The sequence below is a fragment of the Polaromonas sp. CG_9.7 genome, assembly GCF_015752205.1.
Lineage (GTDB): Bacteria > Pseudomonadota > Gammaproteobacteria > Burkholderiales > Burkholderiaceae_C > Polaromonas.
In genome coordinates, this window is the sequence record NZ_JADOVG010000009.1 from 149,722 (window position 1) to 174,151 (window position 24,430).

Genomic DNA, 24,430 nt, shown 5'->3' on the forward strand with positions numbered 1-24,430 from the left:
AACGACTCCTAAGGAAGGGCGCTAAATGCCCGTATGTTTAATTAAACGCGCCAGATCCAATGTCGCCTACTGCATGCACAGTTAAGAACGTTTCCAAACGTAAGCTCAACTTTCTACCCCCTAAAATCAGGAGATGACTTCACCCGCCTTCTCCAAAGCCGTCGCGCCTGCCCCTGCTGCCCTTGACAAGGAAGCCAACAAGCCCAGCAACTTCCTTCGCCAGATCATTGAAAAAGACCTGGCCGAAGGCACCTATGCCACCCGCCGATGGGGAGGCAGCCCCGGCGATGCCGCGCACCATGCCAGCGGTCCGCTGGACCCCGCCAAGGTGCGCCTGCGATTTCCGCCCGAGCCCAATGGCTACCTGCATGTCGGCCACGCCAAAAGCATCTGCCTGAACTTTGGCCTGGCGCGCGACTACGGCGGCGTGTGCCACCTGCGCTTTGACGACACCAACCCGGAAAAAGAAGACACCGAATACGTAGATTCCATTAAGGACGCGGTGCACTGGCTGGGCTTTGACTGGTGCAACCATGGCGAAACCAACCTGTACCAGGCCAGCGACTACTTCGACTTCATGTACCGCGCCGCCGAATACCTGATTGGCGCTGGCCACGCCTATGTCGATGAGCAGAGCGCCGAAGCCATGCGCCTGAGCCGTGGCGACTTCGTCAAACCCGGCACCGACAGCCCGTTTCGGAGCCGCACCCCGGCTGAAAACCTGGCCCGATTTCGCGAAATGCGCGATGGCCATCTGCCCGACGGCGCCGCCGTGCTGCGCGCCAGGATCGACATGGCCAGCCCCAACATCAACCTGCGCGACCCGGCCATCTACCGCATTCGCCGCGCCCACCACCACAACACCGGCGACAAATGGTGCATCTACCCGATGTACACCTTTGCCCACCCGATTGAAGACGCGCTGGAGCAGATCACCCACAGCATCTGCACGCTCGAATTCGAAGACCAGCGCCCGTTCTATGACTGGCTGCTCGACCGCCTGGCCGAAGGGGGCTTGATTTCCACGCCGCACCCGCGCCAGTACGAATTTGCCCGCCTGAACCTGACCTATGTGCTGACCAGCAAGCGCAAGCTGGCGCAACTGGTGAATGAAAAGCGCGTCAACGGCTGGGACGACCCGCGCATGCCGACCATCGTCGGCCTGCGCCGGCGCGGCTACACGCCCGAAGCGCTGCAACTGTTCGCCGAGCGCATCGGCGTGACCAAGAGCGACAGCTGGATCGACTACAGCACGTTAGAGGGCTGCCTGCGCGAAACGCTCGACGGCAGCGCCCCGCGCGCCATGGCCGTGCTGGACCCGGTGAAACTCGTGCTGACCAACTGGGACGACGTGATGGGCCTAGGTGCGCTCGACGATTGCAGCGCGCCGATTCACCCGCACCACCCGGAACTGGGCAAGCGCGAATTCAAGATCGGCAATGAAGTATGGATCGAGCGCAGCGACTACGAAGAAACCCCGCCCAAGGGCTTTTTCCGCCTGTTCCCCGCACACACCAATGCCAGCGGCCAGGCCATTGCCGCCAGCAAGGTGCGCCTGAAATACGGCCACGTCATTGAATGCGTCGGCGCGGTGAAAGACGCCGAAGGCCTTATTACGGAAGTCCACGCCAAGCTGCTGCCCGACACCAAGAGCGGCACGCCGGGCTCGGATTCGGTCAAGGTCAAAGGCGTGATCACCTGGGTTGGCGTGAACGATGCAGTGCCGGCCGAAGTGCGCCTGTACGACCGCCTGTTCAGGGAAGCGCAGCCTGAAGGCGGCGGCGTGGACTTTTTGACCAACCTGAACGCCGACAGCCTGAAGGTCATGAACGCCTACGTCGAGCCTTCGCTGGCCAGCGGCGGCTCGATTGAAGCCAAGGCCGATGACAAGTTCCAGTTTGAGCGCCACGGGTATTTTGTGGCGGACCGGGTGGACCATGTGGCGGGGAAGCCGGTATTTAACTTGGCTGTGGGGTTGAAGGACTCATGGGGCAAGTAATGCCCCGCCCACAAACCATCCAAATATTCCTCCCTGCAGGCGATCCGCGTGGCATGCGCGTGGCCGAAATCACGACCCGCATTATTCGCGTGATTGAAGTTCCACGCAGCCAGCTAGCAGAGTTCATCAAGACGCCCGAGGCGCAGCAGGTCGGCGTGTACTTCTTGATGGGCGAGCTATCTGAGGCGGGCTTGCCGCGCGTGTACATAGGCCAGTCCGGCAGCGTCGGTAGTCGGCTGGTGCAGCACAACCAGGGCAAAGACTTCTGGAACCGAGCAATGGTGGTGATCTCGCTGACCAACAGCATGACGCAGACGCATGCGCTCTTTCTGGAGTGGTTCGCGATTGCAGAGGCCACTAAAGCTGGGCGGTACTGCTTGGAGAACGGCAACACCGGCTCGCAACCCTACACCCCCGCGCCGCTGCAAGCCGATTGCCATGAAATTCACGAGACTGCCGCCACCCTGCTCGCCACGCTGGGACAGCCCATTTTTGAACCGCTGATCAATGTGCTAACGCCGAAGGGCGAGGCAGAACTGTTCTATTGCAAAGGCTCGGGAGCTGATGGCATGGGCGAGTACACCGCCGAGGGTTTTGTCGTACTCAAAGGCTCACGCGGTCGGCTGGAAAACGTGGCATCCATCCAGGGCAAAGCCAATGAGCGCTTTCGCGAGAAACTTTTAGCGGAAGGCATCCTTGCCGCCAACGGCAGCGACGTGGTGCTCACTCGCGATTATTTGTTCTCCAGCCCCAGCATGGCCGCGGTGGCTTTGCAAGGCCGCTCTGCCAACGGCTGGCTGGAATGGAAAAACGCCAAGGGCAGAACGCTGGATGATGTGAAGCGGCAAGCGATAGCCACTCCAAACCAATAGTCACTACGTTTTTGATAGCTGCCAACGCTTTTTTTACATGCAGCAGAAGCCTATTTCATCTAAATAAACCAAAAGAATCCCAATCAGGGTACGATGCACCCCAATATGGGTATTTTAACAACACAGCCTGATTCATCATCCATCGCAGACGCCCTCTTCCCCAAGGTGCGCCAGCGGGTTCTGGCCGTGCTGTTTGGCGCACCGGATCGCAGCTTCTACGCCAACGAGGTAATTGCACTGGCGCAATCTGGAACAGGAGCGGTACAGCGCGAACTGGCGGGTTTGAGCGAGGCGGGCTTGCTGACGGTCACCAAGCAGGGCAACCAGAAACATTACCAGGCCAATGCAGCGGCGCCTGTGTTTGCCGAGTTGCGTGGGTTGGTGCTCAAGACAACCGGTTTGGCCGATGTGCTGCGCGCTGCACTGGTGCCGCTGGCCGCGCAAATTGAGCAGGCCTTTGTGTTTGGCTCCATCGCCAAGCAGACCGATACCGCGCACAGTGATGTCGATTTGCTGGTGGTCAGTGACTCGCTGGGTTATGGCGATGTGTTCTCGGCATTGGAAGCTGCCACCCAAACACTGGGTCGCACCATCAACCCGGCCCTTTATACGCGGGCTGATTTTGCGGCGCGGCTGCAGGACGACAATGCCTTTTTAGTCCGCGTGATGCAACAACCCAAGATCTGGCTTTTGGGCCAGGAAACCACTTTGCCGCATGGCCACCAACACACCACTGCATAACCTCAGCGGCCCCGGCAAAGCGCTCAAAGCCGAAGCACCAGACGCGGCTGAACTGGCAGGCTTGGTTCGCACCGGAAAGGCCCGTCTGACGGATGCCCGCAACATTGCGCTGGCATTGGAAAGCCGTTTTGACCTGGCCTACAACGCAGCCCATGCGCTGTGCCTGGCTGCGCTGCGCGCCAAAGGCTTTCGCGCAAGCAACCGCTACATCGTGTTCCAGCTGCTGCCCCACACGCTCGGACTGGGCCCCGAAGTCTGGCGGGTGCTGGACCTGTGCCACAACAAACGCAATCTGGGGGAATATGAAGGCTTGCTGGAGATTGATCTGCGCCTGGTGCTGGACCTGATAGAGGCCACACAAAAAGTGGCTGATGCGCTCAACGCGCCGACTTGAACCTGAAAACAACACGCGACATGGCAAAGTTTCTGAACACCAGCGCGACCTGACGAATATCTGATTCGCTGCGTCAAGCTGCGAGTGGCCCTTGGCGGGCATGATGTGCCGGCGGATGTGCTCAAACGACGATTTGGCCGCAGTCTGCAAAATTTCTTACAGCTCTACCTTCCATCGGCCGATGAATGGGCTTTGTTTAACAATTCATCTGCCCATCAAGCGCTGCCAGTCGCCACGCAATTTGCCAACCAACTCACCATCACGGAGGCCGTCACATGGCACAAACTGCAAAAACTGCAAAAACTCAGTCAAGCCGTCTGATGCTCACACCCAAAGAACTGCAAAAGGCTTTGGCCCAGTCAGCACAGCAAGCGCACAAGCTGGCCGCCGCTTTTGGCATGACCGTGCCGGGCATCAAGCCCAAAAGCCCCGTCAAAGCGAACAAATCAGAGAATTCGGAGTCAGCCTCCAATCAAGTCGCGATCAAGCGCCTGGATTTTTGAGCTGACGCGAGGACCCGGGCGGGCGGCATTGACCATGACGCAGCGGCGCACATGCTCCGCAGCGGCCACCCCAAGCGCTTACTGGCGGCTTTTCTCAACCGGGTTCGCCGTCAGCCAGTTGGCCGGATAGGCCCGCATGAACTCTTTGGCCTTCTCCGGGCGGGCGCCCAGCCAGGCGTCGAAAGCGCCCTCGTTCAGTATCGCCAGCATGCGTTTTTCATTGCCGGGCTGCTGGTAGCGGCTCATCAGCGCGTGGCTGTTGGCGTTCACCGTGAGCAAGGTGTAGCTGACGATGACTTCGCCGTCAGCCCCGGTCCAGCTTTCCCACAGGCCCGCCACGCCCAAGGGCTTGCCATCGACTCGGGAAATGCGGGTGGGCACGGCCTTGCCGCTGCGCCAGTCGTCTTCCATGAACGCCATCATTGGCACGATACAGCGCTGCCCGGCCAGCCAGGCGTCGCGGAAGTTGTTGGACGTGGTCACGGTTTCCGAGCGGGCGTTGACCAGCTTGGTTGAACGCAGCTTGGCGTCAGAAGCCGACTTGACCCAACGCGGCACCAGGCCAAATTGCCCGGCGACCAGCGCACGGGCCAGCGGCTCGCGGGGCGGCATGTCGGCTTCTGCGCCCTCTTCGGCCTTTTCAACCTTTTCAACCTTTTCGGCCACTTCAGTCTCATCGGTTGGCCGGGATTGGGCCACGCGGATGAAAACACCCGGTTGGCGTGGCCAGACTTCACGCCCCACGGGGACGACAGGGGCGTCCACACGGAACGCATCGGGGTAAAGCAAGGCGCTGTGAACGCTCTGGTAATGGGTACTCATGCGGCGATGCTATCGCACTGCAACCCTTCGCCGCTGCGGGCGTGACTGGAAAATCCTGGGTCGGCATGCGCTGGGCAAGGAAATTTCGGGAGCGGGCGTGCTGACAGGTCCGCCTGATGTGACTCGCCAAGAATCGCATCCGTCAGTGTGACACTCATTGCTATGCAATTGATAGCTGCTTACGTCCATCCCCTGTGCGCCAGAGCACTTTTTCATTCGAAATACAGGGCGTGTCGATGCCGCAACGCTTGCGCATGGCTCAAAGCAAGCCGCGCGCAGTTGAAGTGTTTTGCCGACAGGTTATGCTCAAAAGCTGAAGCTCAATAGGCCTTAGTGACTTTTTCAGACTGTCCTCCACCTTCTCAAGGAAATTACCATGTCCCAGTTCGCCATGATTACCGGTGACGTCACCTATACCCCGGGTGACGGTACGCCCATCGAAATCCCGCGCGTCCGCGTGGAAGTGGAACTGGCGCCCGACAGCGCCACGATGAGTTGGGAAGCCGCCGAGGGCATCGCCGGCCTGACCGCCATTCCACGCACGCAGTTCGACGACTACATTCGCGACGGCAAGATCACCATGACGCCGGAGCAAGCCAGCTAAACAGCCCCAGTGGTGCTGGCAACAAGCTTCAGCGCCGGACTGCCTGGCCCGATCTGCTTCTGGCTTCACAGGGCTTCAATGAATCCGAGTGAAGCCTGCTTTCGGCGTACAAGCGCCGTGAGTCCAGGCGGACACATCAGCCACAGCATTCCCAACCTCTGCAACCCGCCTTGCGCAGGGTTGCAGTCAGCAGCCAATGGCTGCCATGAAGCAGCAGCCAGCAGCCAGTCACAGTCCATTTCAAAACCCACCCTCGACGTCAGCCACACAACGCAGACGGCCCACTGGGCGCGTCCGTTGTCGGCCTTGCGCCAGAGCTGCTGATGCACGCAATCAGGTCAATCAGCACACACCCGGTAACGGTGCAGTTGCGGGACAGCAGCGCAGCAGCGCAGCAGCGAGCCTGTACAGACGCAGAGCCTGCACAACGGGCTCATCATCAAAGCCATATCAATCTTGAGCATCATCTTTATCATTTACACCCATGCCCACTGACCACATTGACCTCACTTCACCACTGCTGAACCGCCGCGCCGCTGTGCTGGGGGCCGTTGGCCTGTTGGCGCTGCCTGCATCGCAACTGGCGGCCGCTGCCGTGCCACCGGCACCTGATGTCTGGCCGAACGCGTTGCAGGTTCCGGGCGGCGTGGCGCGGCTGTCGCTGGGACCGGCGGCGGTGCGTCCGGTGGCGCATGCGGGCGAGGTGCCGCTGCTGGTGCTGGGCGATGTCATTGAATGGACGGCGCTGGTCGGCATACCCTTGTCGGCGGCGCCCGGCCGGGCAAGCATCACGGTAACGACTGCGGAGGACAACAGCCCGCGCCAGGTTGGCTACACCGTGGCGCCCAAGCGCTACACCGAGCAGCGCCTGAAGGTCGCGCCGGGCACGGTGGACCTGTCGCCCGAGAACCAGGCCCGGTACGAACGCGAGCGCGCGCACCAGGCCACGGTGATGGAGACCTTCAGCGAACCCCTTCCGCAAGCCGCCGCATTGCAGATGCGCGTGCCGGTGCCGGGACGGCGTTCCAGCTCGTTCGGCCTGCGGCGCGTGTTCAACGGCCAGGCGCGCAATCCGCACAGCGGCATGGACATTGCGGCCAGCACGGGCACGGCCATCGTGGCGCCGCTGCCGGGCCGGGTGATTGACACGGGCGACTATTTCTTCAACGGCAACACCGTTTGGCTGGACCACGGCGGCGGGCTGCTGAGCATGTACTGCCACCTGAGCGCCATCGGCGTCACGACAGGCGATGTGCTGAAAACCGGCGAAACCCTGGGCAAAGTGGGTGCCACCGGCCGCGTGACCGGGCCGCACCTGCACTGGGGCGTGATGCTGAACCGCACCATGGTCGATCCGTCGCTGTTTTTGCCGGCCTGAGCCGGCGCTGCGCCCGCTGCAAAACGGTCAACACTCTTTTTTTCATAGCTGCCAGAGCACGTCCATCGTGCGCTAAAGCCACTTTTTATACTTAAACCCAAGCGTCAACGCTTTTGACCATGCCCGACTTCAGCCCCGCCGCCGACCGCAACAAGCAACCCATCCTGACCATGCTCCGCCAGGTATTGCCCGACGCCGGCAACGCGCTCGAAATCGCCTCGGGCACCGGCCAGCATGCCGCATGGTTTGCAGCCGGCCTGCCGCGCTGGACCTGGCAGCCCACCGATCTGCAGCACACCGCGCTGGACAGCATTGCCGGATGGGTGGCGCAGCACGGCGTGGCGAATGTCCTGCCGCCCTTGCGGCTGGATGTGACGGCGCCGCGCTGGCTGCCAGACGATGCGCGGTTTGACTCCATCGTCTGCGCCAACATGCTGCACATCGCGCCGTGGGCCACCTGCGCCGCCCTGATGCAGGGCAGCGCACGGCACCTGGCAACAAACGGCTTGCTGATCACCTACGGCCCCTACCTGGAGGACGGCGTTGTCACCTCAGAAGGCAACCGGACGTTCAACCAAAGCCTGCGCGCGCAGGATGCCGACTGGGGATTGCGCCGCCGCGAAGACGTGGAAGTCGAAGCGGCGCGGGCCGGCCTGCAGTTGGCGGCACGGCATGCGATGCCGTCCAACAACCTGCTGCTGGTGTGGTCCCGGGCGCTGTAATCCTGTCGGCCGTGTCAAAAGCGGTTTTTCCTACGCAAGAATTAGCAGGTCGGCAGATGGCGGTCGTTTGGCCCGGGTCTACCTTGCAAGGCATGGAGACTTTTGTCATGCCGCTGCCACCCCTGGACCCGCCGGACGACATCGCCTTTTTCATCGTGGAAGGCACGCACCGGATTGCCATCATCTCGCTCAACGACTACGGCTTTTTGTTGTCCGCCCAAATGGCGCAAAGCTACCTGGGGCAGGCAGAACAAGTACTTGACCGCAAACGCGGGTTTGACAGGGAATTTTTCAACGAGGTCAACACGCTCAAGACCATGGCCGCGTCGATGGGCTGCGAATACGCGCAGTTCGAAACCTTTTGCGCCGACTGCGACCGGTTTGGCCGCATGGCAACCCGGAACTGGCGTGAATGGCTGTCCAAAAACGCTGTCCGCGCCATTTCTCACGGCTACCGCGCAAGGGTCAGCCAGCATCTGGCCTACAAGATCCGCCTGTTTCACTCTCGGCTAAGCGCCGTGCTGACCGAGGGGTAGAGGGCCGACAGGGATACGGAAATTGCAAAAGTGCCGGTTTTAAATGGCTGTCATTGCGGGCTTGATGAGCCTGCCCCGGGCTTGATCCGGGGCAATCCATGGACCCAAATTCATGGATGCCGGGTCCCCGGATCAGGTCCGGGGCAGGCTCAGCCCGGCATGACATGGGTACATAGGGAATATCTGTTTCCCTTAGCGGCCGCGCACCATGGCCATGACCTGGCCCGCATCCAGCGTGGCGGCCTTCTGCTGGATCTGCGGCAGGTAGTCGGTTTGCATTTGCTTGGCCGGCGCCAGCAGCCCTTGGTAGGTTTCGCGCAGCAATGCCGTGTTCATGACCCGGCCGCCGGCGTAGTAGCGCTTGGCCAGTTGCCCCAGCGCATAGGTTGTGGCAAAGGAAAACGCCATGCCGGTGCCGGCGCTGCCGACCTTGCCGATGGTTTTACCGGCCAGCTTGCCGAGCAGGCCGCCCAGCAGCTTGCGGCCGAACTGCTCCAGGTATTGCGAGGTCAGCCCCACGCCGGCGGCGGCGATGAATTCCTTCACATGCCCCTGGTCCAGCGTGACGCCGTGGGCCTTGCCGATGCCATAGACCATCTTGACCTGCAACGGAATGATGGCCATTGACGCCCACGACTGCGGCAGCAATTCGAGTGCGCCATTGACCAGCGCATGGTTCAGGATGGAGCGGTCCAGTTCTGCCTCATTGGCGGTGGACGGCAGAGCGGCCATTGCTGGCGAAGGCACCAGAAGCGCGGTGTCGGGCAGGTCCACTTCAGCTAATGCCGCTGCCTGCGCCTCAAAAGCCCGGGTCTGGGCTGGGTCAAGTGCCAGCTGCTGGCGCAAGTCGGTCAGGAAGCTGCGCTCTGCATCGGTCTGCTGGCCATCGGCATCGCACACGCAGACCGCCATTTCGTAGGCCAGCTGGCGGTGGCTGGGGTCGCTCAATTTTTGCACGGCGGCGTCAAGCTTGATGCGCTTGAGCAGCACGTCCTGGTACAGCCGCGTCAGGTTGGGCGCATTGGCTTCGGTGGACAGCGACTCGGCGATGCGGCGGATTTCCTCGCGTTCGGCGTCGGCTTTGTTGCCATCGGCAAAAGCGGCAAACAGGGCGATGGAAAGCAGCGCTTCTTGCTGTTCAGGGGTCATGAGGGGTTATCTTTCGAGCTAGGGTGGGCAACAATGCAGGGCCCGCGTGCCGTTGAGGGCATTGCACGCACAGGGCGGCGGGCCATATCGCAATAATAAAACCGAGCATGCCGGGCTCGTCATGTCTGGCAAATTTCTCATCCAGTCTGGTGTGGATTTAAGCCGCCAGCCAGACAGGTTTCATCGTGCCAGCAGCCTTGCCCCCACCGACAGAAAAGAACGTCCCATGAGCTTGCTCCACCTCATCAAGAACGGCGCGCAGCTCATCGTGCGCGAGTCCCAGCAAGTGCAGTTTGTCGCCGCCGGCCAGTACGCCGACCTGTTCAATCCAGGCAAGCAAGCACAGCCTGAGCACGGAAAACGTGTCGCTGCCGCCCGAGGTCGAGCAGGCCATCGACAAGCGCTCCAGCTTGGGCGTGATCGGCAACCTGAACGACTAGGGTCAGCTACACCTACGGCGCGCACCGCTTCCAGTTTGTGGGCAACGGCTACACCGGCGCCATGGCCGGCGAACAGCCCTACAGCTGGGTGAAGATCGGCTTTGCCGTATTAGCGGTGCTGCTGCTGATTTTGCTGTTCGTGTCCCTCAACCAGTGAGCGTCGGGGTTATGCCTGCCAACTGTGAATGGCCCTGTGGACAAGTCACTGGACAAGTCCCGAAAGTGGCGCCAGTCGTGGCCTGGCGCCGCATGCCTAAAAAACAGGCAGTCGTGATGCCACCCATGACCTGCCGACGGCCAACAAGCTGCTGATAATGGCGTTGATGAACACCTCCTCCTTCCCCTCGCCCAAGGTTTTGGCCTTTGATGTTTTCGGCACCGTGGTGGACTGGCACGGCGGCATTGCCCGGGAGATGCAGGCGCTGCGCCCGTCAGTGGACGGCAACGCTTTTGCGCTCGCCTGGCGCGCCGGCTACCAGCCGGCCATGCGCCGGGTGATGTCGGGCGAACTCGGCTGGACGCTGATCGACGACCTGCACCGGCTGATTCTTGACGGGCTGCTGGCGCCGTTCGGCCTTGACGACCTGAGCGAAGCCGAATTGCAGCACCTGAACCAGGCCTGGCACCGGCTGGACCCGTGGCCCGACGTGGTGCAGGGACTGACGCGCCTGAAGTCACAGCACATGATTTGCACGCTGTCCAACGGCAACATCGGCCTGCTGGCCGACATGGCCAAGCACGGCGGACTGCCGTGGGACTGCATCTTGTCAGCCGAGGTGTTCCGTGCCTACAAGCCCGACCCGGCGACTTATCTGGGCGTGGCCCGGGTGTTCGGCGTGGCGCCGTCCGAGGTGATGCTGGTGGCCGCCCACCAGGACGACCTGGCCGCCGCACGCGCCTGTGGCCTGCAGACCGCCTACATCGAGCGTCCGGCGGAGTTTGGCGCGGACCAGCCGAAGGACGTGTCGCCTTGCCCGGCCAATACCCGGCATGCCCGCGACTTTATGGCACTGGCTGACCAGCTGGGCTGCTGATGGGCTTGCCAGGGCTGATCGTCTTCAACAAGCCGTATGGCGTGCTCAGCCAGTTCACGCCGGAGGGGCGCTGGCGCGGGCTGAAGGATTTCATCGACCTGCCGGGTGTCTATGTGGCCGGCCGGCTCGATGCCGACAGCGAAGGCCTGCTGCTGCTGACACGCGACGGAAGGCTGCAGGCGCGCATTGCCGACCCGCGCTTCAAGATGGAGAAAACCTACTGGGTCCAAGTGGAAGGCGAGCCCGGCGAAGCCGCGCTGCAAAGCCTGCGCCAGGGCGTTCAGCTGAACGACGGCTTGAGCCTGCCGGCACGCGCCAGCCTGATGCCGGAGCCACCCGGGCTCTGGCCTCGCGATCCGCCGGTTCGCGTCCGGCAGTCGATTCCCACCGGATGGATTGAACTGGCGATTCGTGAAGGGCGCAACCGACAGGTGCGGCGCATGACGGCGGCGGTGGGGTTCCCGACACTGCGCCTGATTCGCGCCGCTGTCGGACCTTATTCGCTCGACGGCTTGGGGCAAGGCCACTGGCGAAAAGCCGATGCCGGCCTGGCCATGGTGGCTTAACGATCAGTTGTTGGCGTCGTCCACCACCAGGTAGCGCCTGACCAGGTCAAAAAAGCGGTCATAAAACGCGTCGGATGAAATGGTCCTGCTGCCGATCTTGACCATGGCGTCGTTGCTGGAACTGAAGGGAAGTGACACCGAACCGAGTGCGCCCACGCCCAGACTCGCTGAATTGTTGCTTTTCTTCAGGGAGTACACATCCTGCAGCGCGGTGACAAAACCCAGGCTGACCTTGCCGTCGGGCGTATCCGGTGCGCAGACGACACGGATTTCCATTTGCAGGTGCGATTCGGGTTCGGGCTGAAAATTCTTGCGCCCTGCGACCATGTCTTCCGAAGACAAGCTGATCACGTAACCCTGGCTGAGCAAGGCCCGCCTGGCTGCCTCGCAAGTTTGCGCTGGCGTGGCATCGAACAGCCGGGAATAGGTCACGGTCGAGCTGAATTCCTCCTGCGACACAAATGATTTCACCGGGCTGGCGCAACCGCCCAGCAGCCCCGAAATGCCCAGAAAGCCTGCAACCATCACCAGCCCGAGGGTGGGGCTGCGGCGCATGTTGAAGAATCTCAAACCAGTCACTCCTTGCGTGTCAAAAACGCATTTTCCTCTAATCAGCGCACGGGATTATGGCGAGGCTGTCACATTTCCCCGCTGGCACACCAGGACGCCATGCCTTGCCAGGCGCTTGAAATGCCGGTGTGCGGCCCCAAGCTTTGAAAAATGACCGATCCACTTCACATTGTTTGCCCCCATTGCCACACCACCAACCGGGTTCACGCCGACCAGATGGGCAGTGCGCCGACCTGCGGAAGCTGCAAGCAGGCACTCTTTACCGCGCATTCGGCCGCTTTGGACGAGGCGGCGTTTGACAAGCACATCAGCCGCAACCAGATTCCCGTGCTGGTCGATTTCTGGGCGCCGTGGTGCGGCCCGTGCCGCCAGATGGCGCCAGCCTATGAACAGGCGGCAGCGCAACTCGAGCCGCAGGTGCGGCTGGTCAAGGTCGACACCGAAGCCGTTCCCGGCTTGGGAACGCGCTTCAACATTCGCAGTATTCCGACGCTGGCGTTGTTCAGGGACGGCCAGGAGATTGCCCGGCAACCGGGTGCCATGGGCGCCGCCGACATCGTGCGCTGGGTGCAATCCAACCTGCGTTGATTCCATGGCTTTACAAGTTCCCGGAAAGTTGATCCAGACCGGCCTGTCCAGTCTGAATGCTATTGTTTATATAGCTATTGATACATATGCAACCTGCGGCCAAGCCATTTTTAGTATAAAAAACCAGTCAGCCCAACCCGCTTGTTCCAGGCTTTCTGGCTGATCCAGACCCGCTCAGGCGGCGCGCAGTGTCGCCGCCCCTCGGGCTGGCTTAACCGCGACCATTGCGGTCGTTGTGCATCATGCGTTCCACCTCGTCACGCAGGGCATCGAGTTCGTTGCGCAGCTGGCGGCGTTCCTGCTGCGTCACCACGCCATCGGATTTGAAAAAAGACTCGTGGCGCGCAATCTCGCGCTCCCGTCGGTGCAGCCTGTGGGCTTCACGCTGGGTGATGCGACCGGAGCGCACGCCTTCGTCAATGCGCCGGCTTGCCTGGTATTCCTGATGGTCGATGCCGGGGGTTTGGGCGGCATTGTTGGGTGGGCGCACCATGTTGTTGTTGGCCATCATGCGTTCCACGTCGGCACTCAGCGCGCTCAGGTCATTGCGCAACCGCTGGCGTTCTTGCGGTGTCGCCGTTCCGTTGGACTTGTACTGGGCTTCGCGCAATTGGATGTCGCGGTCGCGGCGGATCAGAATTTGCGCTTCGGAAGGCGTGATGTAGCCCGAGACCAGACCCTGCTGGATGCGCTCGCCGATGGCCTGCTGCGCCTGGTCGATGCGTGGGGTGCTGGTCTGGGCCATGGCCGGGCTCATGCCCAGTGCGCCCAACGCGGCAATGGCCAGCAAGGAAACGATCAGGAATTTCGATTTCATGGGGTTCTCCGATAGTGATGATTTTTCAGGCAGTCAGGGGGCGGGTGGCTGTGGGGAAAAACTTTTTCCCTCTGCCCTCAACCGCGCCACCCAGACTGCCACTGAATCGCTGCTTTTCCAGGGCTCCGTGTGATCCAGTGAAGCCATTATTGGCTTGCATTTGTGAACATCCTGCAAAGAAAACAGCTGTTTACCCGCTGTTTACCTCGCCACTACAAACGTGTCTTGATGCGTTATTCGTTCCCACAGCTTGTAGCCATGCTGTCACACGCAGCCATTGAACCACGGGAACTCGTCCCAAGTTCAAGGAGTCGCACGTGTCTGGCTGCCGCACAGGCGCTGCCCTTGCCCCATTTATTTATTGGAAACCCTATGTTCAGAACCCTCAAGGACTTGTTTGACACTTTCACCGGACCGGCCGAGGAAAGCCCCGAAGTGCGCGACCATGCGCTCAAGCTGGCCACGGCCGTGCTGCTGGTGGAGGTGATGCGCGCCGACCCGACCCGCCATGCCGAAGAACGGCAGGCCGTGCTGGCCAGTCTGCGTGAAAAGTTTGCGCTGCAGGGCGAAGAACTGGCGCCGCTTGTCGAGATGGCCGAGCAGGCCTCGCGCAATGCCTCGGATTACCACCAGTTCACCACGCGCATCAACGACAACCTGAGCCATCCGGAAAAAATCCGCATCGTTGAGCACATGTGGCAGGTCGCCTATGCAGATGACCACCTGCATGCGAACGAAAATCATGTGATCAGCAAAATGGCCGGACTGCTGCATGTCACCCACGGCGAATACATCGGCGCCAAGCTGCGGGCCAAGGAAGCCGCCAGTCTGGCCTGAAAACGGCCGGGGACAGGGTTCAGGCAGCGCTTTGCCCTGCAGACTCCAGGCGTAAATCTCGGGATTGGGAAAAGAAAGGTGGCGGCGACTGCCGGGGAAGACCCCACTGCAGCATGGCTGCGGCCAGCACAATCGACTCGGTGTCGGCCAGAAAACGGTCGGCCTCGACCAGGGAAATGCACAGTTCCATTACTCGGCACTGAAGCGCGGGATCGTCCACTTCGCCCAGCACCTGGCGCAGCGGGTCGGACCGGACCTGTGACAGGTCGGCCCAGCACATGCCGCTTGAAGCCGCCATCAGGTCTTCGCAAAATGTATGCACCACGGCGTGCAGTTCGGTGCGGCTCAGGCCGAGTTGCGCATGCACTTCGAGCCGTTCGAGCAGGGCCAGCTCCGAAGGGCACTGGTGACCATCGGCGAGCATGGCCAAGGCCAGAATCCGGCTGGCCGCTTGTGGACTGTTGCGGGGATAGCTGCGCATGAGATGTGCCTTGAGTGGTCGTTGAAGAAGTTGAAGGTTCAAACGTCGGCGGCGAATGGACGCTGGCGCGGCTGTGGGCGCTGGCGCACCTGGCTGCGCTGCACGCTGCGAACGATGCGCCGCGCCGCCCTGCTGAGCGCACCTTCGAGCGCTGCGCGCCAGTCGGCGGCCATCGCGGTGCTGACGATGCGACCATTGCCTTGCGCGCTTAACTCGACCTGGCAGCGCTTGTCGATGCCGCCGCGCGGACCATTTACATCCGACATCCGGATGTTCACCTGCGGCACCAGCCAGCTCAGGCGGCGCAACACAAAACGCACGCGCTGCTCGGCCAGGGCTTGAAACTGACGGCCTTCGTTGTCGCGGGATTCAAAAATGACTTGCATCGCAGTACTCCAGGGATGGGTTGAAGATCAAAGCAAGAATAGGGGTTGGCTTGGTTCTTGAAAAGCAGATAATTCTTGAGTAAAACTTCTGAAAAACCTGACCATGAGCATTCTTTTCAGCTACCGCCATCTCTATTATTTCTGGGTCGTGGCCAAGGAAGGCGGCATGGTGCGCGCTGCCGAACGCCTGGGCATGGCGGTGCAGACCGTGAGCACGCAAGTGCGTGAATTGGAACGGTCGCTGGGTTTTGCGCTGCTCAAGCCGGCAGGACGCGGCCTGGCGCTGACCGAAGCCGGCCTGGCCGCCATGCGCCAGGCCGAACAGATTTTTCAGCTGGGCGAGCAGTTACCGGCGGCTCTGCGCGAAGCCACCGGTTCGCCGTCCGTACGGCTGGCGCTCGGCGTGTCCGATACGCTGCCCAAGCTGGCTGTCAGGCTGTTGATGCAGCCGGTCATGCAGGCGCCGGGCCTGCGGCTGATCTGCCATGAAGACAAGTTCGACGACCTGCTCGGCGACCTGGCGCTGCACCGGCTCGATGTGGTGCTGGCCGACCGGCCGGCACCGTCCAACCCCAACCTAAAGGTGTACAGCCATTCGCTGGGCTCGTCCACGCTGGCCTGGTATGCGCCGCCGGCGTGGGAAGCGGCGGCAATACAGGATTTCCCACGTTCGCTGGCCAAAGTGCCGGTGCTGCTGCCAAGCGGCCACGCCGATGTTCGAACCGCACTCGACCAGTGGTTTGAACGCCTGGGCATCCGGCCCCACATCGTTGGCGAGTTCGAGGACAGCGCACTGCTCAAGACCTTTGGTGCCAGCGGCATGGGCGTTTTTCCGGCGGCCGCGCTGGTGCATGAGGAATTGACCAGCCACTATGGCGTGGCGCGCGTCGGTGCCTGCGATGGCGTGGCGGAGCATTTTTTTGCCATTGCCGCGCACAAGAAAGTGCTGCATCCACTGGTCAGGATGCTGCTGGCCAAGCCGGGGGCGTGAACGCGCAGACCCTTTAAAAAAGGGCATCTTGATATCGCACTGATGCTTTTTTTTCAGTAGCTAAAAATGCTCACACGCTGTGTGAATTTCACAAAAAAGCTGCGCAGATTGACGTTTTTTGACCCGGCCTGCGGATGCGGAAATTTTTTGCGCATCAGTTACCGTGAGTTGCGTCTTCGGGCCAGACCGGGAACAAGGGCGTAGCCAGCGGCGCGGCGTGCACGTCCGCTCATCACCCCTGCGGAGCACAGGCCCCACCATGACAAAAAGTATTCAAGAATTTTCTTGGGTCAAGTGGAGGATGACCATGAGCCTGTCCGACATAATGAATTCGCTGAAGTTGCAATGCCCAGCGTCTCAAAACACGCGCACCTGAACCCATGAACCCCTCCTGGTACGACCGCTACATCCTCCCCCCGGCGCTGGACTTTGCCTGCGGCCTGCCGATTGTCAGCCGCCAGCGCCAGTTGATCGTGCCGCTGGCGCGCGGCCGGGTGCTGGAAGTCGGCATTGGCACCGGACTGAACATGCCGTGGTACGACAAAACCCGCGTCACCCGTATCACCGGGCTGGACCCCGCTTTGCAACTGCATTCACGGGCGCGTGAACGCATTGCCGAGGCCGGGCTGGAGGTGGAACTGGTGGGCCTGTCAGCCGAGAAAATTCCACGACCTGATGCCAGCTTTGACACGGTGCTGGTCACCTACACGCTGTGCACCATTGCCGACCCGCTGGCGGCGCTGCGGGAAATGCGCCGCGTGCTGGCGCCCGGCGGACAGTTGCTGTTTTGCGAGCATGGGCGCGCACCCGATGCGTCGGTGCAGCGCTGGCAGGAGCGGCTGCAGCCGCTGTGGGGAAAAGTGGCGGGCGGCTGCCACCTGGGGCGCGACATTCCGGCATTGCTGCAAGAGGCTGGCTTCACTGTAGCGAGTTTGCACACCCGCTACCTGCCCGGTCCCAGGCCCTTCACCTTTCACTACTGGGGTGAAACGCTATCGGGTTGAGTTCGGGTGTCAAAAGCATGGTGGGCCTTTGACACCCAGTGAAGATCAGGCGCAGGCCGCACCAGTGAGGTTTGCGTTTTAAGTCAAACCTCAGTCAAATCAAGCGCTGCCCTTGTTCAATACGCTGTTTTGCATGGCTGTGCGGGCAACGCTGTCCAAGGCGCCTTCAACCATGCCTTGCTGACTGACAATCTTGACCAGATTCAGCGAAAGCAGTTTGCGCAGCACGCGGGAGGTCATCGAATGCTTGCGCCCGCCCTGGCTGGTGAACATGAACAAGGTGCCCAGCGGGCTGACCCATGTCAGTTCTGCGCGCAGCCACTGCATGTCCACGAGCAGGTCAACCCAGTCGCCCAGCTCCAGCGCGATCTTTGCATTCACATCAATCGGGGAGCCAAACCCGCTGACTTCAGACTCTTGCAGGCTGACTGTGGGCAACGATGGGATGGGATCGTCCTGGTCATCCATGAAGCCGGAATCCTGCACCTCGGACGGTGCCAGCCACAGCGGCATCAAACCGGAATTTTCGACAAACATCTTGCCCAGCGATTGACTGGCTTTTTCCTGCTGCGCAGGCATGTCAGGCACCGGTTTGAGTGCGGCACGGTGGACCAGGATGAGTTCATCAAAAAATGGCTGGGACTGGTCGACTGGAAAATCGATGGACAACAGCCCCTGCTTCAGCGAGTCGAGCAACTTCGGGATCAATGTGAGAAGCCGTTTGCGGTGCCGGGTCACCTGCTCGACATTCAGGCTCCAGAGAACATCGTCCAAAGTCAGGCTGAATGTCAGGGGAACACTGCCCGGAGTTTTGCCCTGCACGGACAGCCGCTCCTGGGCCAGGACCTGCGACCAGGGACCGGTCAGAAAGGCGGTGATGATGCGGTTGTCGTTGATGAAGTCAGGGCGCGCCCTGATTTCAGCAGCAATCTTGACCGCCATCAGGTTTCGTTGTTCGGCCTGAAGAAGAGTCTGGACGGCAAGGCGTTGCACCTTTCGATTTGCAGGGTTATTGCGTCCCTGCCTGCGTTCGAAGTCCTTCAGCAATCTGGCGAAATTTTCGGAATCACAGACCTGCTCGTCTGCAAGCAGGACAGCGAGTTCGCGCAAGTGTTGCAAAAATTCCGGGAAACCCGCCGCGTTTTCACTTGCATATCCCAGGCTTGCGCGGGTGATGGCTTCCAGCAGCTTTCTTGCGGGATGGCTTTTATCACTGAAAAACCGGGGGTCGGTCACCGCCAGACGCAAAAACGCGGGTTCCGCATTTGCAATCATCCGCCGCACCGGCGTCAGCAGCCGCTCGTCGTTGGCCATCTGCTCGATCATCAGTCCAACCACTTCAATGGCCAATGACTGGCCCAGCGTCTTGGCATCGGTCTTTAACTGCGCCCGCAGGTCTGCCACCGGCGTCGGGGGCAACGGCCGGGTCAATTTCGTCTTGGCGGAAACCAGGCCCATCTCTTCCAGTTCGGTCAGTGCATCAAGCGCGGCAGGCACCGTGTGCGCAAAATCCTGTTGCGTCAGTTCTTCAACGCCAAACTCGGAAAAAGAAGTCGGTTCGTGGTCCGAAACGTCATAGTCCCCGACCAGCAGATGGTGCAGGTGATCCAGCGTGAGCATGGGCTTGCGCGCGACAGGTGCGGCGGTATTTTCATCGGCAGATTCCTGTTTGGGAATGTCGAGTTGCTCGGGAAATAAGGTGTCAGGTGCGGCTGCAACAAGCTTTCTGGGCGGCCAGCCGCCTGAAGTCCCGGCCTGGGATGCACCCATGACTTCATAAACCGCAGAAGCAACGCCCTGAGCGGCGAGGAAATCATTCAGCCACACATACAGCGACTGAAGTTCCTCGCCCATGATCCTGGAGCCATCCAGCAGCCAGTAGGCTCGTGTTTGAGCCGACATGGGAAGGGACTGGAGCAATTCAATCAAGACCAGCGCCATGATTTCCGGGCGCAGGGGATTGCTGTCATTCTTGACTGCCCGCAACCCCTGTGCAGTGCTCATCCGAGCGGAAAAACTGGCCAATCCGGCTTCGCAGCCTAGTTTTACCAGTTGGAGCATGCGCGCGTTTTCCACAGCTTGCTGGACCTGGTGTTCGCCCATCAATTCGAGATCATCAAAGCTGACAGACGACAGCAGACGACCGGAGGAGACCGCCTTTTTGCCTGAACTTTTGGTGAGGCCATCTGCAGCAATGGCTTTTTCCAGTCGCTCTGGAAAACCTTGTTCGATACTGATCCGGTACTTCCTGAGCACTGAGATCGCGTCCTGAAGCTGATGCCGCTCCCAGGAATCGGCAACACTTATGGAACGTTCATGCATTGCATCCGCAAGTTTGGCAGTCCACCGGTCAATCAAAAAAGGACTCTGCTTCAAGACTTCGTCAATGCAAGACGTGAAGGCCACACTGGGAGCGGGTATTGGGTTTGTCATGACGTGGCTATCTCAATTCAGACAAAAGTTTGCAAAACAGAACAGTGAATCCAGGCAACAGCCTTTTTTTATTGGGCATGGATCAAACCCAGGAACCCGCGCTCAAGGCCTGCCAGCCGTTGTGCCCGAGCTTTTCAAGCGTTCGGATATTTTCTTCAAAAATGGCTTCGGCACGGGGAAATGACGCCACTGCACGCTCTATGCTTTCCTCGCGCAGCAGATGAATCATCGCAAACGGCGCGCGGTTAGTGTAATTGCCAATGTCGTCCGCCTCGGTGCCGTCAAACTGGAACTTTGGATGAAAGCTGGCCAGTTGCACCACCCCTTCGAGTTCATGCTCGTCGAGCACGCCTTCGGCAATTTCCATGAAATCGTTGAAATCCAGAAAATCTTCAAAGAGCGTCGGATGGATCAGCAACGTCGTATCAAGCTCCCCGGCCGGTGTATTGACCAGACGGTCCAGTTCACTGTCGAGTTCTTCCAGCAGGTCATCGGCATGGCGCGCCTGGCTGACGACCAGGCGAACCTGGTTTTTCACATACACCGCCTTGGCAAACGGGCAAAGGTTCAGGCCAATCACGGCTTTTTCAAGCCAGTGACGGGTCGCAGAGACAACTTGTTCGTCAGTCATAGACAGCATTTTCAACCATAGTGCATTCATCCAGGCGGGGGTCGCGGAGCCGGCTTTGCCGGGACACAGGCGGCGTAGCCCCCTCAGGGGCACAGGAGCTACACGCAGTGTGCAACTGTAAGCGCATTACTTCAAATCTTTGAAGCGCATGCGCTTGGGCTTGGCGCCCTCCTCGCCCAGGCGTTTTTTCTTGTCGGCTTCGTATTCCTGGTAGTTGCCGTCAAAGAAGGTCCACTGGCTGTCGCCCTCGGCCGCCAGAATGTGGGTCGCGATGCGGTCCAGGAACCAGCGGTCATGGCTGATGACCATGATCGAGCCGGCAAATTCGAGCAGTGCGTCTTCCAGCGCACGCAGGGTTTCCACGTCCAGGTCGTTCGACGGCTCGTCGAGCATCAACACGTTGCCGCCGGCAATCAAGGTCTTGGCCAGGTGCAGGCGTCCGCGCTCGCCGCCCGACAGCGTGCCGACACGCTTTTGCTGGTCGCCGCCGTTGAAGTTGAAGCGACCGGCGTAAGCGCGGCTGGGCATCTGGAACTTGCCGACATTCAGGATGTCCAGGCCGCCCGAAATGTCTTCCCAGACCGTTTTCTCATTCGCCAGGTCGTCCCGGTTCTGGTCCACAAAGGCCATGCGGACAGTCGAGCCGATCACGACCTCGCCGCTGTCCGGCTTTTCCTTGCCGGCAATCAGCTTGAACAGCGTCGATTTACCCGCGCCGTTCGGGCCGATGATGCCGACGATGGCACCAGCAGGAATGGTGAAGCTAAGGTTGTCGATCAGCACCCGGTCGCCAAACGATTTGGTCACGTTGTGGAACTCGATCACCTGGCTGCCCAGACGCTCGGCCACGGGGATGAAAATCTCGTTGGTCTCGACGCGTTTCTGGTACTCGAAATCGGACAGTTCCTCAAAGCGTGCCAGGCGCGACTTGCTCTTGGCCTGACGCGCCTTGGGGTTCTGGCGCGACCATTCGAGTTCCTTTTTCAGCGCCTTGGCCCGGGCTTCTTCGCCTTTTTGCTCCAGCGCCAGGCGATCACCCTTCTGGCTCAGCCAGGAGCTGTAGTTGCCCTTCCACGGGATGCCGTGGCCGCGGTCCAGTTCCAGAATCCATTCAGCGGCGTTGTCGAGGAAATAACGGTCATGGGTGATGGCCACCACGGTACCCGGATAGCGCTGCAAGAACTGCTCCAGCCAGTCCACCGATTCGGCGTCAAGGTGGTTGGTGGGTTCGTCAAGCAGAAGCATGTCGGGCTTGGACAGCAACATGCTGCACAGCGCGACGCGGCGCTTTTCACCGCCCGAGAGCAGGCCGATCTTGGCATCCCAGGGCGGCAGGCGCAGCGCGTCGGCGGCAATTTCAAGCTGGTGCTCGGAATCGGTGCCGGCGGTGGCAATGATGGCCTCCAGCCGAGCCTGTTCGGTGGCCAGCGCATCGAAGTCGGCATCGGGCTCGCCATAGGCGACATACACCGCCTCCAGCTGCGCCTTGGCGGCAAACACCGCACCCATGCTGGCTTCGACGCTTTCGCGCACCGTGTGCTCCGGGTCAAGCTTGGGCTCCTGCGGCAGGTAGCCAATGTTCAGGCCCGGCATCGGCGTGGCTTCGCCTTCGATTTCCCGGTCCAGCCCGGCCATGATCTTGAGCAGGGTCGACTTGCCGGAGCCGTTGACGCCTAGCACGCCGATCTTGGCGCCCGGGAAAAAGCTCAGGGACACGTCTTTGAGAATCTGTCGTTTGGGCGGCACGATTTTGCCGACCTTGTTCATGGTGAATACGTACTGGGCCATCAGATCACTTTGTTAAATAAAAACGGAGAAGGATAAATTGCAGGCCCGCCAGTTGGCAAATGAATGCCGGAATGCGCGGGCCAGGCGACATGCCTGAACACTCTACTAGAGGCGAAATTCAGGCGTTGATCACCTGATTATCGTTCCGTGCAACAATAGCGGAGTCGCAGGGCTCCAGTTGCCTTCGACATTCGGGCACATCCAGGGACAGGTTTAGCAACCCAACTGCGATGTTTTTCAGCCCGGCTCCATGATCCCATCTGCCTATGACTGGCGGGTTGCCTTCAAACCAAGGCGCCCAACAGGCCGATCAAGAAGCGCCCCAGCGGTGCACCATTCCATGAAATTTGAAGAATTGAACCTGGCCCCGGCCATTTTGAAGGCCGTGCTTGAGCAGGGCTACGACACCCCCACGCCCATCCAGGCACAGGCCATTCCGGCTGTGCTTGCTGGCAGCGACCTGCTGGGTGGCGCCCAGACCGGCACCGGCAAGACCGCAGCCTTCACCCTGCCGCTGCTGCAGCGCCTGTCAAGCGAGCCCCGCCTGACCAACCGGCGCGGCGTCAACGCGGTTCGCGCCCTCATCATGACGCCGACACGCGAACTTGCTGCGCAGGTCGAGGAAAGCGTTCGCACCTACGGCAAATACCTCGACCTCACCTCGATGGTGATGTTCGGCGGTGTCGGCATGGGCGCGCAGATCGAAAAGCTCCGCCGGGGCGTTGACATTCTGGTCGCCACGCCCGGCCGCCTGCTGGACCATGCGAGCCAGGGCACGCTGGACCTGAGCCAGGTGCAAATTTTGGTGCTCGATGAAGCCGACCGCATGCTGGACATGGGCTTCATCCACGACATCAAGAAAGTATTGGCGCTGGTGCCCAAGCAGAAGCAGACGCTGCTGTTCAGCGCCACCTTCAGCGACGAAATCCGCGAACTGACCAACAGCCTGCTGCGAAACCCCGTGTCCATCCAGGTCACGCCGCGCAACACCACCGTGCAGCGCATCACGCAGACCATCCACCCGGTCGGCCGCAGCAAGAAAAAAGCCTTGTTGACGCACATCATCAACGAGCACAACTGGAGCCAGGTGCTGGTGTTCACCCGCACCAAGTTCGGCGCCAACAATGTGGCCGAGCACCTGACCAAGGCTGGCATTCCCGCCATGGCGCTGCATGGCAACAAGAGCCAGACGGCCCGTACGCAGGCGTTGCAAGGATTCAAGGATGGCAACATCCGCGCACTGGTGGCGACCGACATTGCCGCTCGCGGCATTGACATTGACGAATTGCCGCATGTCGTGAACTACGAAATCCCGAACGTCAGCGAAGACTATGTTCACCGCATCGGCCGCACCGGCCGCGCCGGCAACAGCGGCGAAGCCGTCAGCCTGGTTTGCCTGGACGAAGAAGGTTTCATGCAGGACATCGAGCGCTTCACCAAGCAGAACATTGAAAAAGTCATTGTTCCCGGCTTTGAAGCCGAGCCGGGTGAACGCGCCGAGCCGCTGGCCATGGGCCGCCAGACCATCTGGGGTGGCCTCGGCAAGCCCCCAAGCCGCGACGTGATGCAGGCAGCCGCCAAGGCTGCCCGGTCCGAAATGATGACGCGCATCCGCGACACCAAGGGCGCTCAGCCTGCGCGTGGCGGCAATGCCGGTCCCGCCGGACGCGGTCCCCGCGCCCCTGCCGGCAACAGCGCTGGCGCTGGCCGTGGCGGCAATGGCGGCGGCTTTGGTGGCAACGGTGGCGGCAATGCCGACCGCCGTGGACCGGCCCAGCCGCGTCAGAATGCCGGCTACCCACAAGGCGGCCAGCCGTCTTTCAGCCAGCCAAGAAGTGCGCATGCCCCGGCTCCGCGCCAGCGTGAGCACGAGCAGCGCAACGATTTTGACAACCAGCAGCCGGCCAGCCATGCCTCTTCGGGCTTCCCCTCGTCAGGCCAGCCCAGCGGCAACCGCAACAACTTCCGTGGAGGTCCGCGCTCCGGTGGCGGCGGTGCAGGTGGCCCAGGCGGCCGCAGCAACGGTCCTCGCCGCTCAGGCGGTCCTGGCTCGTTCAGCGGCCGTTAAGCAGGCTTTGGCGGCAGGCTGATTTAAAAAATCAAGTCGCAGTCCGGCGCATATCGCCCGACAACCCTCTGGGGTT

At 61.0% G+C, this 24,430-nt stretch carries 27 protein-coding genes; 18 read left to right on the plus strand and 9 right to left on the minus strand.

Features of this window, described 5'->3' with window-relative positions; all coding sequences use genetic code 11:
• Positions 1-133 precede the first annotated feature (133 nt).
• The 5 genes from IWX87_RS11255 to IWX87_RS11275 all read left to right on the plus strand — a co-directional run bounded on the left by IWX87_RS11255 (position 134) and on the right by IWX87_RS11275 (position 4,509).
• Positions 134-1,999, plus strand: a complete 1,866-nt coding sequence (locus IWX87_RS11255) for a glutamine--tRNA ligase/YqeY domain fusion protein (protein ID WP_196863610.1) — start codon at positions 134-136, stop codon at positions 1,997-1,999.
• Positions 1,999-2,871, plus strand: a complete 873-nt coding sequence (locus tag IWX87_RS11260) for a GIY-YIG nuclease family protein (RefSeq protein ID WP_231376541.1) — start codon at positions 1,999-2,001, stop codon at positions 2,869-2,871. Before IWX87_RS11255 ends, IWX87_RS11260 begins: the two co-directional genes overlap by 1 nt.
• A gap of 105 nt (positions 2,872-2,976) precedes the next feature.
• The gene (locus tag IWX87_RS11265; RefSeq protein WP_231374740.1) at positions 2,977-3,612 is read left to right on the plus strand and encodes a nucleotidyltransferase domain-containing protein; all 636 of its coding nucleotides are present in this window, start codon (positions 2,977-2,979) and stop codon (positions 3,610-3,612) included.
• Positions 3,587-4,006, plus strand: a complete 420-nt coding sequence (locus tag IWX87_RS11270; RefSeq protein WP_196863613.1) for a hypothetical protein — start codon at positions 3,587-3,589, stop codon at positions 4,004-4,006. The genes IWX87_RS11265 and IWX87_RS11270 overlap by 26 nt, the downstream gene beginning before the upstream one ends.
• A 275-nt stretch (positions 4,007-4,281) precedes the next feature.
• Complete coding sequence (locus IWX87_RS11275) at positions 4,282-4,509, plus strand: hypothetical protein (protein WP_196863614.1); 228 nt, start codon at positions 4,282-4,284, stop codon at positions 4,507-4,509.
• A 78-nt stretch (positions 4,510-4,587) separates the two neighbouring features.
• On the opposite strand, the gene IWX87_RS11280 is transcribed toward IWX87_RS11275, so the two are convergent.
• Complete coding sequence (locus IWX87_RS11280) at positions 4,588-5,331, minus strand: SOS response-associated peptidase (protein ID WP_196863615.1); 744 nt, start codon at positions 5,329-5,331, stop codon at positions 4,588-4,590.
• A gap of 391 nt (positions 5,332-5,722) precedes the next feature.
• On the opposite strand from IWX87_RS11280, the gene IWX87_RS11285 reads away from it, so the two are divergent.
• The 4 genes from IWX87_RS11285 (at position 5,723) to IWX87_RS11300 (ending at position 8,571) form a co-directional block, all read left to right on the plus strand.
• On the plus strand, positions 5,723-5,935 hold the full coding sequence (locus IWX87_RS11285) for a hypothetical protein (protein WP_370583866.1): 213 nt from the start codon (positions 5,723-5,725) through the stop codon (positions 5,933-5,935).
• A 484-nt stretch (positions 5,936-6,419) separates the two neighbouring features.
• Positions 6,420-7,313, plus strand: coding sequence for a M23 family metallopeptidase (locus IWX87_RS11290; RefSeq protein WP_196863617.1), 894 nt, complete (start codon positions 6,420-6,422; stop codon positions 7,311-7,313).
• Between the two features lie 119 nt (positions 7,314-7,432).
• Positions 7,433-8,035: a DUF938 domain-containing protein gene (locus tag IWX87_RS11295; RefSeq protein WP_196863618.1), complete on the plus strand. Its 603-nt coding sequence runs from the start codon at positions 7,433-7,435 to the stop codon at positions 8,033-8,035.
• Between the two features lie 107 nt (positions 8,036-8,142).
• Entirely contained in the window at positions 8,143-8,571 is a 429-nt protein-coding gene (locus IWX87_RS11300) for a hypothetical protein (protein WP_196863619.1), read from the plus strand.
• Between the two features lie 192 nt (positions 8,572-8,763).
• Here the strand turns inward: IWX87_RS11300 and IWX87_RS11305 are convergent, their stop codons facing one another.
• On the minus strand, positions 8,764-9,720 hold the full coding sequence (locus IWX87_RS11305; protein WP_196863620.1) for a YcjF family protein: 957 nt from the start codon (positions 9,718-9,720) through the stop codon (positions 8,764-8,766).
• A gap of 226 nt (positions 9,721-9,946) precedes the next feature.
• On the opposite strand from IWX87_RS11305, the gene IWX87_RS19685 reads away from it, so the two are divergent.
• The 3 genes from IWX87_RS19685 to IWX87_RS11320 all read left to right on the plus strand — a co-directional run bounded on the left by IWX87_RS19685 (position 9,947) and on the right by IWX87_RS11320 (position 11,760).
• On the plus strand, positions 9,947-10,252 hold the full coding sequence (locus tag IWX87_RS19685; protein WP_231374741.1) for an SPFH domain-containing protein: 306 nt from the start codon (positions 9,947-9,949) through the stop codon (positions 10,250-10,252).
• Positions 10,253-10,483: 231 nt separating this feature from the next.
• Positions 10,484-11,194, plus strand: a complete 711-nt coding sequence (locus IWX87_RS11315) for a haloacid dehalogenase type II (RefSeq protein ID WP_196863621.1) — start codon at positions 10,484-10,486, stop codon at positions 11,192-11,194.
• On the plus strand, positions 11,194-11,760 hold the full coding sequence (locus tag IWX87_RS11320) for a pseudouridine synthase (RefSeq protein WP_196863622.1): 567 nt from the start codon (positions 11,194-11,196) through the stop codon (positions 11,758-11,760). The genes IWX87_RS11315 and IWX87_RS11320 overlap by 1 nt, the downstream gene beginning before the upstream one ends.
• Positions 11,761-11,763: 3 nt before the next feature.
• On the opposite strand, the gene IWX87_RS11325 is transcribed toward IWX87_RS11320, so the two are convergent.
• A complete protein-coding gene (locus tag IWX87_RS11325) occupies positions 11,764-12,315 on the minus strand; it encodes a DUF2242 domain-containing protein (protein WP_196863647.1) in 552 nt (183 codons plus the stop codon).
• 165 nt (positions 12,316-12,480) lie between these two features.
• On the opposite strand from IWX87_RS11325, the gene trxC reads away from it, so the two are divergent.
• A complete protein-coding gene (gene trxC / locus IWX87_RS11330; RefSeq protein WP_196863623.1) occupies positions 12,481-12,918 on the plus strand; it encodes a thioredoxin TrxC in 438 nt (145 codons plus the stop codon).
• Positions 12,919-13,129: 211 nt separating this feature from the next.
• Here the strand turns inward: trxC and IWX87_RS11335 are convergent, their stop codons facing one another.
• Positions 13,130-13,735, minus strand: coding sequence for a hypothetical protein (locus tag IWX87_RS11335; protein ID WP_196863624.1), 606 nt, complete (start codon positions 13,733-13,735; stop codon positions 13,130-13,132).
• 372 nt (positions 13,736-14,107) lie between these two features.
• Here IWX87_RS11335 and IWX87_RS11340 point away from each other — a divergent pair, with 372 nt between their 5' ends.
• Positions 14,108-14,572: a TerB family tellurite resistance protein gene (locus IWX87_RS11340; protein ID WP_196863625.1), complete on the plus strand. Its 465-nt coding sequence runs from the start codon at positions 14,108-14,110 to the stop codon at positions 14,570-14,572.
• 19 nt (positions 14,573-14,591) lie between these two features.
• Here the strand turns inward: IWX87_RS11340 and IWX87_RS11345 are convergent, their stop codons facing one another.
• Positions 14,592-15,053, minus strand: coding sequence for a TerB family tellurite resistance protein (locus tag IWX87_RS11345; protein WP_196863626.1), 462 nt, complete (start codon positions 15,051-15,053; stop codon positions 14,592-14,594).
• A gap of 38 nt (positions 15,054-15,091) precedes the next feature.
• Positions 15,092-15,439: an HPF/RaiA family ribosome-associated protein gene (locus IWX87_RS11350; protein WP_196863627.1), complete on the minus strand. Its 348-nt coding sequence runs from the start codon at positions 15,437-15,439 to the stop codon at positions 15,092-15,094.
• 103 nt (positions 15,440-15,542) lie between these two features.
• On the opposite strand from IWX87_RS11350, the gene IWX87_RS11355 reads away from it, so the two are divergent.
• The 3 genes from IWX87_RS11355 (at position 15,543) to IWX87_RS11360 (ending at position 17,434) form a co-directional block, all read left to right on the plus strand.
• Positions 15,543-16,430 (plus strand): LysR family transcriptional regulator, encoded by an 888-nt coding sequence (locus IWX87_RS11355; protein WP_196863628.1) that lies wholly within the window; start codon positions 15,543-15,545, stop codon positions 16,428-16,430.
• A 66-nt stretch (positions 16,431-16,496) separates the two neighbouring features.
• A complete protein-coding gene (locus IWX87_RS20045) occupies positions 16,497-16,634 on the plus strand; it encodes a DNA methyltransferase (RefSeq protein ID WP_370583868.1) in 138 nt (45 codons plus the stop codon).
• Positions 16,635-16,810: 176 nt separating this feature from the next.
• Complete coding sequence (locus tag IWX87_RS11360; RefSeq protein ID WP_196863629.1) at positions 16,811-17,434, plus strand: class I SAM-dependent methyltransferase; 624 nt, start codon at positions 16,811-16,813, stop codon at positions 17,432-17,434.
• A gap of 99 nt (positions 17,435-17,533) precedes the next feature.
• On the opposite strand, the gene IWX87_RS11365 is transcribed toward IWX87_RS11360, so the two are convergent.
• The 3 genes from IWX87_RS11365 to ettA all read right to left on the minus strand — a co-directional run bounded on the left by IWX87_RS11365 (position 17,534) and on the right by ettA (position 22,286).
• Positions 17,534-19,867: a DUF1631 family protein gene (locus IWX87_RS11365; protein ID WP_196863630.1), complete on the minus strand. Its 2,334-nt coding sequence runs from the start codon at positions 19,865-19,867 to the stop codon at positions 17,534-17,536.
• 82 nt (positions 19,868-19,949) lie between these two features.
• Positions 19,950-20,498, minus strand: coding sequence for a DUF1415 domain-containing protein (locus IWX87_RS11370; RefSeq protein ID WP_196863631.1), 549 nt, complete (start codon positions 20,496-20,498; stop codon positions 19,950-19,952).
• 126 nt (positions 20,499-20,624) lie between these two features.
• Entirely contained in the window at positions 20,625-22,286 is a 1,662-nt protein-coding gene (gene ettA, locus IWX87_RS11375) for an energy-dependent translational throttle protein EttA (RefSeq protein WP_196863632.1), read from the minus strand.
• Between the two features lie 340 nt (positions 22,287-22,626).
• Between ettA and IWX87_RS11380 the strand changes: the two genes are divergently transcribed.
• Entirely contained in the window at positions 22,627-24,354 is a 1,728-nt protein-coding gene (locus tag IWX87_RS11380) for a DEAD/DEAH box helicase (RefSeq protein ID WP_196863633.1), read from the plus strand.
• Positions 24,355-24,430 lie beyond the last annotated feature (76 nt).

Bases quoted from the DNA above. Each gene is read 5' to 3' on its own strand.
- IWX87_RS11255 (WP_196863610.1), top strand. From the start codon at position 134: ATGACTTCACCCGCCTTCTCCAAAGCCGTCGCGCCTGCCCCTGCTGCC.
- IWX87_RS11260 (WP_231376541.1), top strand. From the start codon at position 1,999: ATGCCCCGCCCACAAACCATCCAAATATTCCTCCCTGCAGGCGATCCG.
- IWX87_RS11265 (WP_231374740.1), top strand. From the start codon at position 2,977: ATGGGTATTTTAACAACACAGCCTGATTCATCATCCATCGCAGACGCC.
- IWX87_RS11270 (WP_196863613.1), top strand. From the start codon at position 3,587: ATGGCCACCAACACACCACTGCATAACCTCAGCGGCCCCGGCAAAGCG.
- IWX87_RS11275 (WP_196863614.1), top strand. From the start codon at position 4,282: ATGGCACAAACTGCAAAAACTGCAAAAACTCAGTCAAGCCGTCTGATG.
- IWX87_RS11280 (WP_196863615.1), bottom strand. From the start codon at position 5,331: ATGAGTACCCATTACCAGAGCGTTCACAGCGCCTTGCTTTACCCCGAT.
- IWX87_RS11285 (WP_370583866.1), top strand. From the start codon at position 5,723: ATGATTACCGGTGACGTCACCTATACCCCGGGTGACGGTACGCCCATC.
- IWX87_RS11290 (WP_196863617.1), top strand. From the start codon at position 6,420: ATGCCCACTGACCACATTGACCTCACTTCACCACTGCTGAACCGCCGC.
- IWX87_RS11295 (WP_196863618.1), top strand. From the start codon at position 7,433: ATGCCCGACTTCAGCCCCGCCGCCGACCGCAACAAGCAACCCATCCTG.
- IWX87_RS11300 (WP_196863619.1), top strand. From the start codon at position 8,143: ATGCCGCTGCCACCCCTGGACCCGCCGGACGACATCGCCTTTTTCATC.
- IWX87_RS11305 (WP_196863620.1), bottom strand. From the start codon at position 9,720: ATGACCCCTGAACAGCAAGAAGCGCTGCTTTCCATCGCCCTGTTTGCC.
- IWX87_RS19685 (WP_231374741.1), top strand. From the start codon at position 9,947: ATGAGCTTGCTCCACCTCATCAAGAACGGCGCGCAGCTCATCGTGCGC.
- IWX87_RS11315 (WP_196863621.1), top strand. From the start codon at position 10,484: ATGAACACCTCCTCCTTCCCCTCGCCCAAGGTTTTGGCCTTTGATGTT.
- IWX87_RS11320 (WP_196863622.1), top strand. From the start codon at position 11,194: ATGGGCTTGCCAGGGCTGATCGTCTTCAACAAGCCGTATGGCGTGCTC.
- IWX87_RS11325 (WP_196863647.1), bottom strand. From the start codon at position 12,315: ATGCGCCGCAGCCCCACCCTCGGGCTGGTGATGGTTGCAGGCTTTCTG.
- trxC (WP_196863623.1), top strand. From the start codon at position 12,481: ATGACCGATCCACTTCACATTGTTTGCCCCCATTGCCACACCACCAAC.
- IWX87_RS11335 (WP_196863624.1), bottom strand. From the start codon at position 13,735: ATGAAATCGAAATTCCTGATCGTTTCCTTGCTGGCCATTGCCGCGTTG.
- IWX87_RS11340 (WP_196863625.1), top strand. From the start codon at position 14,108: ATGTTCAGAACCCTCAAGGACTTGTTTGACACTTTCACCGGACCGGCC.
- IWX87_RS11345 (WP_196863626.1), bottom strand. From the start codon at position 15,053: ATGCGCAGCTATCCCCGCAACAGTCCACAAGCGGCCAGCCGGATTCTG.
- IWX87_RS11350 (WP_196863627.1), bottom strand. From the start codon at position 15,439: ATGCAAGTCATTTTTGAATCCCGCGACAACGAAGGCCGTCAGTTTCAA.
- IWX87_RS11355 (WP_196863628.1), top strand. From the start codon at position 15,543: ATGAGCATTCTTTTCAGCTACCGCCATCTCTATTATTTCTGGGTCGTG.
- IWX87_RS20045 (WP_370583868.1), top strand. From the start codon at position 16,497: ATGCTCACACGCTGTGTGAATTTCACAAAAAAGCTGCGCAGATTGACG.
- IWX87_RS11360 (WP_196863629.1), top strand. From the start codon at position 16,811: ATGAACCCCTCCTGGTACGACCGCTACATCCTCCCCCCGGCGCTGGAC.
- IWX87_RS11365 (WP_196863630.1), bottom strand. From the start codon at position 19,867: ATGACAAACCCAATACCCGCTCCCAGTGTGGCCTTCACGTCTTGCATT.
- IWX87_RS11370 (WP_196863631.1), bottom strand. From the start codon at position 20,498: ATGACTGACGAACAAGTTGTCTCTGCGACCCGTCACTGGCTTGAAAAA.
- ettA (WP_196863632.1), bottom strand. From the start codon at position 22,286: ATGGCCCAGTACGTATTCACCATGAACAAGGTCGGCAAAATCGTGCCG.
- IWX87_RS11380 (WP_196863633.1), top strand. From the start codon at position 22,627: ATGAAATTTGAAGAATTGAACCTGGCCCCGGCCATTTTGAAGGCCGTG.